A 13,447-nucleotide genomic window follows, 5' to 3' on the forward strand; every position below is an offset into this window, starting at 1 on the left:
CGTGATACATGGGGAGTGTATCGGCGAATTCAACCTGGGGCCGCAGCAACCTTATGGCCGGGCGGGTTGTATTGCCAGGGGCTATCGCCGCCATTGGGGGAAGGTCGCCCCCACGCTGCGCAGGCGTTACCCACAAAAAAGCCGCCGCGGCAGGGCGCCGGGCGGCTTTTTGGGCGGGTGGCCCCGGAACGGCTTATTCGGGGAAGAACGCGTAGCGGATCACGAACAGCACTGCCACCAGCCACGTGGCCGGGTGCACGTCGCGGACCTTGCCGGTGGCCGTCTTCAGCACCACGTAGCTGATGAAACCGAAGGCGATGCCGTTGGCGATGGAGTACGTGAAGGGCATCACCAGTGCGGTCAGGGCGGCGGGCGTGGCTTCCGTGACTTCGTTCCAGTCGATGTCGATCAGTTCGCGCATCATCAGGCCGGCCACGTAGAGCAGGGCGGGCGCGGTGGCGTAGGCGGGCACGGCGCCGGCCAGGGGCGAAATGAACAGTGCGGCCAGGAACAGCAGGGCCACCACCAGCGCGGTCATGCCCGTGCGGCCGCCGGCCTGCACGCCCGACGCGCTTTCCACGAAGGCGGTGGTGCTGCTGGTGCCCAGCGCCGAGCCGGCGACGATAGCGGTGCTGTCGGCGAACAGCGCGCGGCCCAGTCGGTTGGGGCGGCCTTCCGGCACCAGGCCGGCGCGTTTGGCCACGCCGACCAGCGTGCCGGTGGCGTCGAACACTTCGACCAGCACGAACACCAGGATCACGTGCACGAAGCCGCTATGCAGCGCGCCCAGGATGTCCAGCTTCAGGAAGGTGGGGGCCAGGCTGGGCGGGGCCGAGAAGATGCCCTTGAACTCGTTGTAGCCCAGCGCCATCGACAGCACGGTGACGACGATGATGCCGATCAGGATCGCGCCGCGCACGCGCAGCGCGTCCAGCGAGGCGATGATGAAGAAGCCCAGGATCGCGAACAGCGGACCGTGCGTCGTCAGATTGCCCAAAGAGACCTTGGTGGCCGGATGGGCGACGACGATGCCGGCGCTCGATAGCGCGATAATGGCAAGAAACAGCCCGATGCCTGCGGCGATGGCGCTGCGCAGCGAATGCGGGATGCCCTTCACCAGCCACACCCGAATGCCCGAGATCGTCAGGATCAGGAAGATCACGCCCGAGATGAACACGGCGCCCAGCGCCTGCTCCCAGGTGTAGCCCATCGTCTTGACGACCGTGAAGGCGAAGAACGCGTTCAGGCCCATGCCGGGGGCCATGCCGATCGGCCAGTTGGCGATCAGGGCCATCACCAGCGAACCCAGCGCGGCGGCCAGGCAGGTGGCCACGAAAACGGCGTCGCGGTCCATGCCGGTGGACGACAGGATGTCCGGATTGACGAAGATGATGTATGACATCGTCAGGAAGGTCGTCAGACCGGCCACGATCTCGGTGCGCGCGGTGGTCCCGTGTTCACGCAGCTTGAATAGCTTCTCCAGCATTCGAGTCCCCAGTGTGTTTGCAGGCTTGTAGGTTGTTGTGGGCGGGTGCCGGATGGCCCCCGCAATTTCAAAAACAGGCGTATTTTCGCATCAGTTGTAAACTCTGCCGCCATGATTATTCTCGGCTTTGAAAGCTCCTGCGACGAAACCGGTGTCGCAGCCGTCTGTACGGAACGGGGACTGCTCGCGCACGCGCTGCATACCCAGATCGCCATGCACCAGGAATACGGTGGCGTGGTGCCGGAACTCGCCTCGCGCGACCACATCCGCCGCGTCGTGCCGCTCACCCGCCAGGTGCTGGAAGAGGCCGGCCTGCAGATGTCCGACATCGGTGCCGTGGCCTATACGGCCGGCCCCGGCCTGGCGGGCGCCTTGCTCGTCGGCGCCAGCGTGGCGCAGTCGTTCGCCTGGTCTCGGCACTTGCCGGCGATCGGCATCCATCACTTGGAAGGCCACCTGCTGTCGCCCATGCTGGCCGATCCGCGGCCCGATTTCCCCTTCGTGGCGCTGCTCGTGTCCGGCGGCCATACGCAGCTGATGCGCGTGGATGGCGTGGGGCGCTACGAATTGCTGGGCGAAACGCTGGACGATGCCGCCGGCGAAGCCTTCGACAAGTCGGCCAAGCTGATGGGGCTGGGTTATCCCGGCGGCCCGGCCCTGGCCAAGCTGGCCGGGCAGGGCGATGCGTCGCGCTTTGAACTGCCGCGCCCGATGCTGCACAGCGGCGACCTGGATTTCAGCTTCAGCGGCTTGAAGACCGCCGTGCTGACCCGGGTCAAGGCCGCGGAAAAGGACGGCGGGCTGGACGACCAGACCCGCGCCGACCTGGCGGCGGCCACGCAGGGCGCGATCGTCGACGTGCTGGCGGCCAAAGCCATCAAGGCCTTGAAACAGACCGGCCTGCGCCGGCTGGTGGTGGCCGGCGGCGTGGGGGCCAATCAACTGTTGCGCGCCAAGCTGGCCGCGGCGTTGAAACCGCTGCGCGCACAAGCCTATTTCCCGCCGCTGGAGCTGTGTACCGACAATGGCGCGATGATCGCTTTCGCGGCGGCCGAGCGGGTGAAAGCGGGGCTCGTGACGCTGGATCCGGATGCGCACAGCTTTACCGTCAAGCCGCGCTGGGACTTGGCCGATATCGCTTGAACGGGTTTGCAGACATGAAAATGGGCGGCCAGGCCGCCCATTTCCGTTGGGGACAAGACTTACTTCTTCTTGCCGCCGATCTTGCTTTCAGTGCCCTGGATCAGGCGGGTGATGTTCGCGCGGTGGCGGTAGAACAGCAGCACGCCGATCACGGCCAGCGCCACACCCATCGCCGGTTGCGCGTACCAGGCCAGCCCCGAACCGAAGACGTAATACACCGGGGCAAAGAACGCCGCCACCAGCGAGGCCAGGGACGAATAGCGGAAGAACACCGCGATGATCAGCCAAGTGGCTGCGGTCGCCACGGCCAGCCACGGTTGGATGGCCACCAGCACGCCCAGCGCCGTCGCCACGCCCTTGCCGCCCTTGAACCCCAGGAAAATGGGGTACAGGTGCCCGACGAAGGCGGCCAGGGCCACGAGGGCCAGGCCCGTGGGTGCGATGCCCGGGGCCAGCCTTTCGGCCAGCCAGATCGCGAACCATCCCTTTGCGGCGTCGCCCAGCAAGGTCAGCGCGGCGGCCGTCTTGTTGCCGGTACGCAGCACATTGGTGGCGCCAGGGTTCTTGGACCCGTAGCTACGGGGGTCTTGCAGCCCCATCAGCTTGCTGACGACCACTGCGAACGGCACGGAGCCGATCAGGTAGGCCAGCACGATGAGCGCAGCGGTGAACACCAGGGAGGGTTCGGTAATCGCCATGGAAAGGGAGTCCGTTGTTGTCGTAATGGCGCGGATTCTACCGCGCCGGGCGCCACCCCTGGCTACGGGTTATCGAGCGTGGCGCCGGCGCCTCGGCCGACATGCGGTGGCAAGACTGACATACAGGGTAGGGCTGCGGACGGTACAATCCGACACGTCCACCCGCGTTTTATTTTCTTTCGGATGCACAATGCGAATTCTGGTTTCGAACGATGATGGTTACTCGGCCCCTGGGCTCGAAGCGCTGGTAGCGGCGCTGCAAGGCTTGGGCGATTTAACCGTCGTCGCGCCCGAGACCAACCACAGCGGCGCCTCCAACTCCCTGACGCTGAATCGGCCCCTGTCGGTGCGCACCGCGTCCAACGGCTTCATCGCCGTGAACGGCACGCCGTCGGACTGCGTCCACGTGGCGCTGACGGGGCTGATGGACACGCGTCCGGACCTGGTCGTGTCCGGCATCAACAACGGCGCCAACATGGGCGACGACACGCTGTATTCCGGCACGGTCGCCGCGGCCAGCGAAGGCTATCTGTTCGGCATTCCCGCCATCGCGTTCTCGCTGGCCGAAAAAGGCTGGGAGCACATCGATTCCGCGGCGCGCGCCGCCCGGCTGGTCGTCGAACGGCATCTGGCAAAGCCCCTGGCGGCGCCGGTGCTGCTCAACGTCAACATCCCCAACCGGCGTTTCGAGGACATGCACGGTTTTGCGGTCACGCGCCTGGGCAAGCGGCACCCGTCGCAGCCTGTGGTGCGCACCACGACGCCCTACGGCGACACGGTCTATTGGATCGGCCCGGTCGGCCTGGCTGCTGATGCCACTCCGGGCACGGATTTCCACGCGGTGGAGCAGGGCACGGTTTCGGTCACGCCTCTGCGTCTGGACCTGACCCAGCACAGCCAACTGGATGAAATCCGCACTTGGGCAGAGCCGCTATGCGCAAACGCATAAGCCAACCCGATGTCTCCCAGGCGGTGCCGGGCCGGCCCAGCCCGGTCCGCTATGACTCCGGCCGGCTCAGCCCCGGCGTCACGCCCGCCAATAGCAATACCCGCATTTCCGCGGCGACCTTGCCGCGTCAGCCCCAGGCGCCCGTGGCGGCTGCCGGCAGCAACCTGGGCCTGAACTCCGACCGCCTGCGCCAGGCGATGGTGCAGCGTCTGCGCAGCCAGGGCGTCACCGACGAGCGCGTCCTGAACGCCATGTCCGCCGTGCCGCGCCATCTTTTCGTCGATGAAGCGCTGGCCAGCCGCGCGTATGAAGACGCCGCCTTGCCCATCGGCCATTCGCAGACCATCTCGCAGCCCTGGGTCGTGGCGCGCATGATCGCCGCCGTGTGCGAAGACCGCACGCCAACCCGTGTACTCGAAGTGGGTGCGGGTTGCGGCTATCAGGCGGCGGTGCTTGCGCAGTTCGTGCGCGAGGTCCATTCGATTGAACGCATCCGCGGACTCTACGAGCTCGCGCGCGAGCATCTGCGCGCCTTGCGGCTGACCACTCGGATTCGACTGATCTATGGCGACGGCACCTTGGGCCTGCCCGGCGTGGCCCCGTTCGATGCTATCGTTGTGGCTGCCGCTGGCCTGGCCATTCCGCAAGCGCTGCTCACGCAGCTTGCGCCGGGTGGACGCCTCATCGCTCCCGAAGGGGGCTCGAACCAGCGCCTGGTGCTGATCGAACGCACTGGCGCGGCCAGCTGGAAACGAACTGAATTAGAGGCCGTGCGCTTTGTGCCGCTACGCGCCGGAATACAATCTTGAGCAAACAGGAGAAACGTATGCTCAACGGGCAGTTGCAACTGACCGATATGACTATGGGCGCGTCCATGACGCGCCTGCGCCGCCCGCTCTTTATCGCGGGGGCGCTCAGCCTGGCCATTTTGGCCGGCTGCGCATCGAAAGGGACTCGTGCACCGGTGGTCGACATGACCGGCGGGCAACCCGCACCGGCGGCTCAGCCGGGCGGCAGCTATGTGGTCAAGCCGGGCGACACGCTCTACAAGATCGCCCGTGCCAACAATGTGGACATCGAAAGCGTCAAGCGTTGGAACAACCTCAGCGACCCCAACCAGATCTCGGTCGGCCAGGTCTTGAAGATGTCCGGTGGGTCGGGCGGCGGCGCGCAACCCGCGCCCATCGCCAGCACCAAGCCGCAACCGCGGCCGCTGGATCAGCCCGAAGCGCCGGTCGCATCGCTGCCTCCGCCTGATTCGTCGGCCACGCCGGCGCCTGCCCCGGTCGAGGTCAAGCCCTCGCCGCGCGCAGCGGATGCCAGCGTCATCAACTGGGCATGGCCCGCCAACGGCGCGATCGTGCAGACCTTCAACGCCAGCAGCAAGGGCATCGACATTTCCGGCGCGCTGGGCGACCCGATCACCGCCGCGGCGGATGGCCTGGTCAAGTACAGCGGCAACGGCGTGCGTGGTCTGGGCAACCTGATCATCGTCGAACACCAGAACGGTTTCATCACCGCTTACGCGCATAACCGCGCCTTGCTGGTGAAGACGGGCCAGAACGTCAAGCGCGGCGCCAAGATCGCCGAGCTCGGCCAAAGCGACACCACGTCGCCGCGCCTGCATTTCGAAATCCGTCGCCAAGGCACGCCGGTCGACCCGATGCAGTACCTGCCCGCCAAATGACGCCAACCCTGGTATTCGACCTTGAAACGATCCCCGACGCCGATGGGCTGCGCAAGCTCAACGGCTGGGGCGCCGAGGTACCTGACCAGGAAGTGGTCGAACGCGCGCTGACCGCCCGCCGCGAGGCCGTTGGCCACGATTTCCTGCCGCTGCACCTGCACAAGGTGGCGGTGGTGGGCTGCGTGTTCCGCGACGACCAGGGCTTCCGCGTCAAGACGCTGGGCCAGCCCGATGATCCCGAAGCCGCCTTGCTGGCGGGCTTCTTCAAGACCATCGAGCGCTACACGCCCAAGCTGGTGAGCTGGAACGGATCGGGTTTCGACCTGCCCGTCCTGCATTACCGCAGCCTGATCCTGGGCGTGCCCGCGCCGCGCTACTGGGACATGGGCGAAGAAGACCGCGACTTCAAGTTCAACAACTACATCGCCCGCTACCACACGCGCCATCTGGACTTGATGGACGTGCTGGCCAAGTACAACGGCCGCGCCAACGCGCCGCTGGATGACCTGGCCAAGCTGTGCGGCTTTCCCGGCAAGCTCGGGATGGACGGCAGCAAGGTCTGGGAGGCCTGGAGCACGGGCCGTGCCGACGAAGTCCGCGCCTATTGCGAGACTGACGTCGTCAACACGTGGCTGGTGTACTGCCGCTTCCGCTTCTTGCGCGGCGAACTGGACCGCACCGGCTACGACGCGGAAATCGCGTTGGTGCGCGACACGCTGTCCGCCAGCGACGCGCCGCACTGGAAGGAATACATGGCGGCCTGGGACGCGCCCTGACGCGTTGCGCAGGGCTGGCGAGGACGAAGCACGGGGCCGGCAAGGCCCCGTCTTCACGTCTGGCGGATGCGCAATCGACTGAAACATGGATGGCGGGGACGAAACCCGGTTGAAACCGGGCGGATCGCACAATGGTCTCGCTTTCTTCACTTTCAGGAGACACAACATGTCCCGATTCGCTATTCGCTCCAATTTGGCCGCTCTTGCATTTGTCGCCGCGACGGGCGGTCTGGTGGCCGGTTCCGTCATGGCTGCGCCGCCTCCTCCCGCTGATGGTGGCCCGGCCGCCATGCACCACGGCCCGCGTGGCGAATTCCACAAGGGCATGCGCGACGGCCTGTTCATCCCCGGCATCGGCCCCGTCTCCAAGGCGCAGGTCGATCAACTGAAGCTGGATGACAAGCAGCAAGCGCTGTTCAAGACCGCGCAGGACGGCCAACGCAGCCTGCACGAAGCCATGCGCGCCTCCGGCGGCAAGCGCCACGACCTTTTGAAGTCCCAGTTGGACAGCGGCAAGCTGGATCCGCGCGCCCTGATGGCGCAATCGGACCAGACGCGTGACCAGTTCCGTGCGCAGGGCCAACAGGTGCGTGACCAGTGGCTCGCCGTCTGGGACAGCCTGAATGACACGCAGCGCGGCCAGGTGACAAAGCTGGTGAAGGACCGCGAAGCCAAGATGCAGGAGCGCCACGCCAAGATGGAAGGGCGCCATGGCGGCAAGGGCCGCGGCGCGCCGCCTGCTCCGCCGGCTGCCGGCGACGTTCCCCCGCCGCCGCCCCCGCAGTCGGCGAGCTAAGCCTGCCCTACTTGGCGCCGGAAGGCGCTGCGGCCTGACGCAAAACCCCGGACGCGCATTGCGCGGACCGGGGTTTTTTTGCTGGGGCGAGGGTACGGCGCTCCAATTTGGCGCAGATTCCCCGTTTTGACGCACGGGCCGCAAATGGAGGCGGAGCACCCGCACGCTTCTGGTGCATGGCAAGCGGTTTTCAACGGCCCGACAGCCGATTGTCACCCGCTTGAAACCTGGCACAGACATTGCTTGTTGGAAAGTGAGCCGGTAACTCACCGCTGCAAAGCCGGTCAGAGGGATGCGCCGCAAGGCCGTCCTCCTCCTCGTTAAATCCGATCAGGACTCCGCACCATGAAGAAGACGTTGCTAGCCTTGCCCTTTGCGCTTGCCGCTTGTTTCGCCTCGACGGCCCAGGCTGAACCCACCGATCTGGGGGGCGGTTTTTCTCTTAGCGGCAACGCCACCATTGCCAGCGACTACCGGTTCCGCGGTTACTCGCAGACCGACTTCCGCCCCGCAGTGCAACTGGGTATCGACCTGACCCACAGCTCCGGCTTCTACCTGGGCAACTGGAACTCCAACGTCTCGAACTTCGTGTTCACCGACGGCAACCTGGAAATGGATTTCTACGGTGGCTGGAAGGGCGACGTGGGTGGCGGCTTCACGCTTGACGCCGGCGTGCTGCACTACTACTACCCGGGTTCCAGTTCCCCCAAGGGCGGCAACTACAACAATACCGACTTGTACGTGGGCGCGTCCTACGGCAACTACTCGCTGAAGTATTCGTACACGCCCAGCGACTTCTTCAGCACGCCGGACAGCAAAGGCACCTGGTACCTGGACGGCACGGCCACGTTCGATCTGGGCGACGGCTGGGGCCTGCTTGGCCACTTGGGCTATCAGAAGCTGAAGAACCAATCGAACATGGACGGCGATTCGATTGGCCACTACGTCGACTACAAGGTCGGCGTGACGAAGGACTTGAAGGGCTGGGTGCTGGGCCTGGCCGCGGTCGGGGCCACCAAGGACAACTGGCTGCCCACCAAATACGGCCACCCGTCGGGCCGTCTGGGCGCGGTCTTCTCGGTATCGCGCGCATTCTGAATTGCAATCCGTGGCGGCGCCTTGAAAACGCGTCGGCCTTTTGGGGGATTGATGGAGACTGCCTGATGGGCAGTCCCCATCAATTCCCCTTTTTTTTAGAGCTCCGCTACGTCTCGTAGCCGGACACCGTTCAACTTCGCCGCAACCAGGGCATCAGACATCACCCGGTCGCAGATAGGAGAAGCACCCAAGCGCTCTTGGCGAAAGATGTGGGCATTTGCCACGGCGTCTGCTTTGAAGACCAGACTCGCTCCACCCACCACGCTGTACAGCTTTACGTCCTGGCCAGTCTGGGGGTCGTACTCAAGCTTGATCTTCACCCGCGATCGGGCTTCGTCCAGTGCATTCAGTGTGCGCAGCACATTGCAGAGGTAGTACTGCGGACCGGGAGAGCCGTCGGCAAGGGTGAAGTCGCATGGGACGAATGCGAATGCTTCGGGGTCTACACGCAGGAATACCTGCCTGAGTGCCTCGGAGACAACCCAGATGCCTGCCAGCACTTCAAAGTCGCGCGGTAGCCCCCCTTTGTCCGGCACGAGCATCAGATGTGGCCGCTGGGGATACTGATCGGGTTCGCCAGTCGGTCGCTCGACAATATTCATGCTGGGGTGGATCAGTGCGTCTTCGTTCGCAAACTCCAGCCCCGAAACCTGACCATTACCTCCGAGGCTTGGATCAATGAGAAAGAACCTGCCTTTGCAGGACTCGGTATCAACTGAAACGGGAATGGCGGTCTGCTCGTTCATAGGTTTCTAAAATGGAGAGGGGGTGAAAAGGTTCCCGTGGGTGGGCTTATCGTAGCCGCGGGCTGGCGAGGGTCAAGGATGGCCCGAACTGAGACAGTTGGGGGGCTCACCGAATGCCGCTAGGCCTGACGCTGCGGTGTTCGCGGTAGGCGGCTGCGATCGTGCGCAACGCGTCGCGCGACCGCGAGTCCGTCAGCGTCGAGTGCAGCGTGATGCGGGAGGCGGGCAGGGCGGGCAACGAAAAGCGTGCGCCGACTTCGATTGTGTCGGCCGGCGCCAGGCGGCAAGCGAGGGCGCCGATCGCCAAGCCGGCCGAGACCGCTGCCATGACGGCATAGCCGCCGCCTACGAAGACCTCGTTCCATGCGATCTCGTTCCGGTCCAGGGCCTGGATCGCCGTGTTGCGGACCTGGCAGCAGGGCATCAAGGCAGCCAGCCTGAGCGGTTCGCCGGTGCGCCATTCAAAGCTCGGGGCGGCGAACCAGCCGAAATGTTCAGGCCCGAGGTCTTCGCCGTCGCGGCGGTCATCCTCCTGGCCGACGATCACGGCTTCCAGGTCGCCATTGTCGAACGCGTCCAGCAGCGCGTTTGAATTGTCCAGCCGGACCTCGATGCTCAGCGCCGGATCGCGTTCGTGCAGCCGGGCCAGCAAGGTCGGGGTTTCCGGCCCCGCTATGTGGGAGGCGATGCCCAGCCTGAAATGCCGCCGTTCGGCGTCCAGCAACGCCAGCGCGCGGTCGTGCGCGGCCAGGAATTCGCGCGCCCCGTTCACGAAGGTTGCGCCCTGCGCGGAAAGCCGCACGTGCCGCGGCGTCCGTTCGATCAGCTTCTGGCCCAAGCGGTCTTCCAGGCGTTTGAGCCTGACGCTGATCGCGCCTTGGGTCGTGCCCAGGGCGTCCGCCGCTTTCGTGAAGCTTCGAAATTCCGCGATGCTCACGAAGGCCTGGACGGCGTCCACATCCAGCGTAGGCTTGGTCATCATCTATCCGAAATTGTTGTTTCTGATATATCCAAGCATAGCATTGTGGAATAGACGGCGGGAGCCTACCATGCGTGCACCTTAGTCTGGATGCTCACTCATGACCGCAGTCTCTTCGCGCCGGGGCAAGCTCGCCCTGGCCTCCATCTGCCTTTCCGCACTGATGCTGGGCCTGGAAATATCCAGCGTGCCGCCAGTCCTGTCGACGATCGAACACGCCATGGGGGCCAGCTTCAGGCAGCTCCAGTGGGTGATGGCCGCCTACACCATCGCGATGACGACCATCCTGATGGCCACGGGCACGCTGGCCGATCGCTACGGGCGCAAGCGGCTATTCATGGTCGGCATCATTGCCTTCGGCGTGACCTCGCTCGTGTGCGGGCTGACGGAAGATATCCAGGTCCTGATCGTGGCGCGCTTTCTTCAGGGGCTGAGCGCCGCGATGATGCTGATCTGCCAGGTGGCGATTCTGTCCAGCCAGTTCCGCGACGGCCGTGAACGGGGCGCCGCGTTCTCATGGTGGGGCATCGTCTTCGGCGTCGGCCTGGGCTTCGGGCCGATCGTGGGCGGCGCCATCCTAGCGCTGGCGAGCTGGGAATGGGTTTTCCTGGTGCATGGCGGTTTGGCGGTGATCACCTTGGTCCTGGCCTACGCCGCGGTGGAGGAATCGCGCGATCCGCAAGTGCGGCCCCTGGATATCGCGGGCATCCTGACGCTTTCCGTCGCGGTATTCTGTCTGGTGCTGTTCGTCACGCAAGGCCCGGTGCTGGGCTTCGGAAGTCCGGTGGCATTGGGAATCATCGGCCTGTCGGTCGCCAGCTTCATCGGATTCATCGCCGCCGAGAAACGCAGCCGCCACCCCATGATCGATTTCGCCGTGTTCCGCAGCCGCAACTTCTCCGGCGCGCTCGCGGGTTCGGTAGGGATGAACCTCAGCTTCTGGCCATTCATCATCTACTTGCCGATTTATTTCCACGGCGGCCTGGGCTACGACAGCGTGCAGACCGGCTTGGCGCTGCTGGCCTACACCTTGCCCACGCTCTTCATGCCGCCGGTCGGGGAAAAACTGTCCTTGCGGTACCACCCGGGATTCGTGATTCCCGCTGGCTTGAGCCTCATCGGTTCAGGTTTCCTTCTGATGGCGTTCGGCAGCCATTCTGCGCAACCGGGCTGGTGGATCCTGCCGGGCTGCGTCGTCGCCGGCATGGGCCTGGGGCTGACGAACACGCCGGTGGCCAATACGATCACGGCCGCGGTCTCGCGCGAGCGGGCGGGGATGGCGTCGGGCGCCGACATGAGCGCACGGATGACGTCCCTGGCCTTCAGCATCGCCTTGATGGGCTTGGTCCTGGTCGAGGGTGTCATGGCGTACTTGACGCAAGCGTTGGCGGTGTCCGACGGACCGGGGCTGCGCCTCTTTGCAGAGAAGATCGCCGCCGGCGACCTGGCCGTGCTGGAGCACGAGGGGCTCTTCTCTCACCTGAGCCAAGGGGCTGGCGCGTTGCAGGCCGCGCTCTTGTCCGGCTTCGGATGGGTGATGGCATATGGCGCCGGCAGCGCGTTCGTTTTTGCCGTGATCAGCCTGCTGGCGTTCTCGCCATGGAAGGCCCGCGTGTTGCCCGATTCCGCGCTCACGTTGCGGGAAACTCGATAATTGCCTTTAATGGTCGCGCCATCGGCATCGCGCAAAGGTATATTTGCGCGGTGTTGACCCATGCCGCCACCGGGGCGGCAGGCTATTCAAGGAGCTTTGAGCGCAGTGACCATCGATTTCGAAGAATCAATCAAGCCTTTTTCCTGGATGGAATACGAAGGCAGCTTTTCAGTCATCCTCACCGTTGGGGAGTACAAGGAAGAGGTCTTCCGCCGCCGCAGGCAAGAGGGTTTTGTGGGTTCGGGCTACGACTGGGCGTCATTGGCGCTGGTCTTTCTGAATGAAAAAATGCCCGAGCTCTCTGAACAGATTGATTTTGATCCCGAAGCGGACACGTTCTGCGCCTATTCTTCCGACAGCGAAGCGCTGAAGGCCTTCATCGTCGGCTTCAAGGCCGCATGTGAAGACTGGAGGCAGATCCAGGACCTGTTCTCCCGGGCCGAGTTGGACTGACCCCTGACCGACGGTGGGCGTCTCAATGATCGAAACCCGCTTGTTGCGGCAGTTTGTCGCCGTCGCGGAAACGCTGCACTTCAATCGAGCGGCAGAGCGCCTGCATATGGCGCAGCCGCCGCTCAGCCAGGCGATCCGCCGGCTGGAAGGCGAGATCGGCGCGACGCTGTTTGAACGCACCAACCGCAGTGTGGCATTGACGCCGGCGGGCGCCGCATTCCTGGAGTCTGCCCGGCGCATCCTGGATGCGCTGGAAGAAGGCGTGGCGCATACGCGCCGCGTGGCTCAGGGGATGGATGGGCACCTGACGCTCACCTTCATCAACATCGCGCCGTATGCCTCGCTGCTGCGCGCGCTGCGCGATTTCCGCAGCACGCATCCGGCTGTCGCGTTCACGCTCCAGGAGGCCACGACGCATGAGCAGGTGCAGGCCCTGGAAGCGGGCCGCGCGGACATCGGATTCATGCGCACGCCGGGCGCCACGACGCCGAGCCTGCGGTTCGAGACCTTGCTGCGCGAACCGATTCATGTGGCCTTGCCGGCCGCGCACCCCTTGGCGGGCAATGCCGTGGTGGCGCTGTCCGCCCTGAAAGACGAGCCCTTCGTCGCATCGCCGCGGCGCTTGGGGCAAGGTTTTCACGATCAGTTAATCCAGCTGTGCCAGTCGGCCGGCTTCGTGCCCCGGGTGGCGCAGGAAGCGCGGCAGTTGCAGACGGTGGTGGCGCTGGTGGCTGCGGGCTTCGGCGTGGCGCTGCTGCCCGCATCGCTGGCCCAGACCGCGGGCGTGGATGTCGTCTTCCGGCCGATCGCTGCCGACGCGCCGGCGCCTTTGCGGCATCTGGATCTCTTGATCGGGTGGAATTTCGAACGCGCATCCCCGGTGCGCGACCGATTGGTCGACGCGTTGCTGCAGTCGCTCGGGCGTGCCGATTAAGACGTACAGCGTCTTGTTTAGCAATAAATAATATATTTTACGGCGCGT

At 64.9% G+C, this 13,447-nt stretch carries 14 protein-coding genes; 10 read left to right on the plus strand and 4 right to left on the minus strand.

The features are described 5' to 3' along the window. Positions 1 to 193 precede the first annotated feature (193 nt). Positions 194 to 1,486 carry an NCS2 family permease gene (locus AC3WMU_RS05010; protein ID WP_006222298.1) on the minus strand — a complete coding sequence of 431 codons (1,293 nt, stop codon included), beginning with the start codon at positions 1,484 to 1,486 and terminating at the stop codon, positions 194 to 196. A 111-nt stretch (positions 1,487 to 1,597) separates the two neighbouring features. On the opposite strand from AC3WMU_RS05010, the gene tsaD reads away from it, so the two are divergent. Continuing rightward, the gene (gene tsaD / locus AC3WMU_RS05015; protein ID WP_006222297.1) at positions 1,598 to 2,629 is read left to right on the plus strand and encodes a tRNA (adenosine(37)-N6)-threonylcarbamoyltransferase complex transferase subunit TsaD; all 1,032 of its coding nucleotides are present in this window, start codon (positions 1,598 to 1,600) and stop codon (positions 2,627 to 2,629) included. 59 nt (positions 2,630 to 2,688) lie between these two features. Here tsaD and plsY read toward each other — a convergent pair whose 3' ends face one another. Then, positions 2,689 to 3,327 carry a glycerol-3-phosphate 1-O-acyltransferase PlsY gene (gene plsY, locus AC3WMU_RS05020; protein ID WP_006222296.1) on the minus strand — a complete coding sequence of 213 codons (639 nt, stop codon included), beginning with the start codon at positions 3,325 to 3,327 and terminating at the stop codon, positions 2,689 to 2,691. Positions 3,328 to 3,517: 190 nt separating this feature from the next. On the opposite strand from plsY, the gene surE reads away from it, so the two are divergent. The 6 genes from surE (at position 3,518) to AC3WMU_RS05050 (ending at position 8,633) form a co-directional block, all read left to right on the plus strand. Further along, positions 3,518 to 4,276, plus strand: coding sequence for a 5'/3'-nucleotidase SurE (gene surE / locus AC3WMU_RS05025; protein ID WP_006222295.1), 759 nt, complete (start codon positions 3,518 to 3,520; stop codon positions 4,274 to 4,276). Beyond that, on the plus strand, positions 4,261 to 5,085 hold the full coding sequence (locus tag AC3WMU_RS05030) for a protein-L-isoaspartate(D-aspartate) O-methyltransferase (RefSeq protein ID WP_006222294.1): 825 nt from the start codon (positions 4,261 to 4,263) through the stop codon (positions 5,083 to 5,085). Before surE ends, AC3WMU_RS05030 begins: the two co-directional genes overlap by 16 nt. Positions 5,086 to 5,102: 17 nt before the next feature. Beyond that, positions 5,103 to 5,963 carry a peptidoglycan DD-metalloendopeptidase family protein gene (locus AC3WMU_RS05035; protein ID WP_006222293.1) on the plus strand — a complete coding sequence of 287 codons (861 nt, stop codon included), beginning with the start codon at positions 5,103 to 5,105 and terminating at the stop codon, positions 5,961 to 5,963. Further along, a complete protein-coding gene (locus tag AC3WMU_RS05040) occupies positions 5,960 to 6,739 on the plus strand; it encodes a 3'-5' exonuclease (RefSeq protein ID WP_088587275.1) in 780 nt (259 codons plus the stop codon). The genes AC3WMU_RS05035 and AC3WMU_RS05040 overlap by 4 nt, the downstream gene beginning before the upstream one ends. A gap of 166 nt (positions 6,740 to 6,905) precedes the next feature. After that, entirely contained in the window at positions 6,906 to 7,535 is a 630-nt protein-coding gene (locus tag AC3WMU_RS05045) for a hypothetical protein (RefSeq protein ID WP_006222291.1), read from the plus strand. Between the two features lie 345 nt (positions 7,536 to 7,880). Further along, the gene (locus AC3WMU_RS05050) at positions 7,881 to 8,633 is read left to right on the plus strand and encodes a TorF family putative porin (RefSeq protein ID WP_006222290.1); all 753 of its coding nucleotides are present in this window, start codon (positions 7,881 to 7,883) and stop codon (positions 8,631 to 8,633) included. A gap of 95 nt (positions 8,634 to 8,728) precedes the next feature. Here the strand turns inward: AC3WMU_RS05050 and AC3WMU_RS05055 are convergent, their stop codons facing one another. Both AC3WMU_RS05055 and AC3WMU_RS05060 read right to left on the minus strand, forming a co-directional pair. Continuing rightward, positions 8,729 to 9,379 carry an imm11 family protein gene (locus AC3WMU_RS05055; RefSeq protein WP_492281939.1) on the minus strand — a complete coding sequence of 217 codons (651 nt, stop codon included), beginning with the start codon at positions 9,377 to 9,379 and terminating at the stop codon, positions 8,729 to 8,731. A 106-nt stretch (positions 9,380 to 9,485) separates the two neighbouring features. Beyond that, positions 9,486 to 10,361: a LysR family transcriptional regulator gene (locus AC3WMU_RS05060; RefSeq protein ID WP_492281940.1), complete on the minus strand. Its 876-nt coding sequence runs from the start codon at positions 10,359 to 10,361 to the stop codon at positions 9,486 to 9,488. Between the two features lie 97 nt (positions 10,362 to 10,458). Here AC3WMU_RS05060 and AC3WMU_RS05065 point away from each other — a divergent pair, with 97 nt between their 5' ends. The 3 genes from AC3WMU_RS05065 (at position 10,459) to AC3WMU_RS05075 (ending at position 13,399) form a co-directional block, all read left to right on the plus strand. Continuing rightward, positions 10,459 to 12,012 carry an MFS transporter gene (locus AC3WMU_RS05065; RefSeq protein WP_492281941.1) on the plus strand — a complete coding sequence of 518 codons (1,554 nt, stop codon included), beginning with the start codon at positions 10,459 to 10,461 and terminating at the stop codon, positions 12,010 to 12,012. Positions 12,013 to 12,117: 105 nt separating this feature from the next. Beyond that, positions 12,118 to 12,465: an Imm51 family immunity protein gene (locus tag AC3WMU_RS05070; RefSeq protein WP_035212214.1), complete on the plus strand. Its 348-nt coding sequence runs from the start codon at positions 12,118 to 12,120 to the stop codon at positions 12,463 to 12,465. A 25-nt stretch (positions 12,466 to 12,490) separates the two neighbouring features. Next, complete coding sequence (locus AC3WMU_RS05075) at positions 12,491 to 13,399, plus strand: LysR substrate-binding domain-containing protein (protein ID WP_492281942.1); 909 nt, start codon at positions 12,491 to 12,493, stop codon at positions 13,397 to 13,399. The last annotated feature ends 48 nt before the right edge of the window (positions 13,400 to 13,447 follow it).

This window comes from Achromobacter sp. FW305-C-13, assembly GCF_058783475.1.

Bases quoted from the DNA above. Each gene is read 5' to 3' on its own strand.
- AC3WMU_RS05010 (WP_006222298.1), bottom strand. From the start codon at position 1,486: ATGCTGGAGAAGCTATTCAAGCTGCGTGAACACGGGACCACCGCGCGC.
- tsaD (WP_006222297.1), top strand. From the start codon at position 1,598: ATGATTATTCTCGGCTTTGAAAGCTCCTGCGACGAAACCGGTGTCGCA.
- plsY (WP_006222296.1), bottom strand. From the start codon at position 3,327: ATGGCGATTACCGAACCCTCCCTGGTGTTCACCGCTGCGCTCATCGTG.
- surE (WP_006222295.1), top strand. From the start codon at position 3,518: ATGCGAATTCTGGTTTCGAACGATGATGGTTACTCGGCCCCTGGGCTC.
- AC3WMU_RS05030 (WP_006222294.1), top strand. From the start codon at position 4,261: ATGCGCAAACGCATAAGCCAACCCGATGTCTCCCAGGCGGTGCCGGGC.
- AC3WMU_RS05035 (WP_006222293.1), top strand. From the start codon at position 5,103: ATGCTCAACGGGCAGTTGCAACTGACCGATATGACTATGGGCGCGTCC.
- AC3WMU_RS05040 (WP_088587275.1), top strand. From the start codon at position 5,960: ATGACGCCAACCCTGGTATTCGACCTTGAAACGATCCCCGACGCCGAT.
- AC3WMU_RS05045 (WP_006222291.1), top strand. From the start codon at position 6,906: ATGTCCCGATTCGCTATTCGCTCCAATTTGGCCGCTCTTGCATTTGTC.
- AC3WMU_RS05050 (WP_006222290.1), top strand. From the start codon at position 7,881: ATGAAGAAGACGTTGCTAGCCTTGCCCTTTGCGCTTGCCGCTTGTTTC.
- AC3WMU_RS05055 (WP_492281939.1), bottom strand. From the start codon at position 9,379: ATGAACGAGCAGACCGCCATTCCCGTTTCAGTTGATACCGAGTCCTGC.
- AC3WMU_RS05060 (WP_492281940.1), bottom strand. From the start codon at position 10,361: ATGATGACCAAGCCTACGCTGGATGTGGACGCCGTCCAGGCCTTCGTG.
- AC3WMU_RS05065 (WP_492281941.1), top strand. From the start codon at position 10,459: ATGACCGCAGTCTCTTCGCGCCGGGGCAAGCTCGCCCTGGCCTCCATC.
- AC3WMU_RS05075 (WP_492281942.1), top strand. From the start codon at position 12,491: ATGATCGAAACCCGCTTGTTGCGGCAGTTTGTCGCCGTCGCGGAAACG.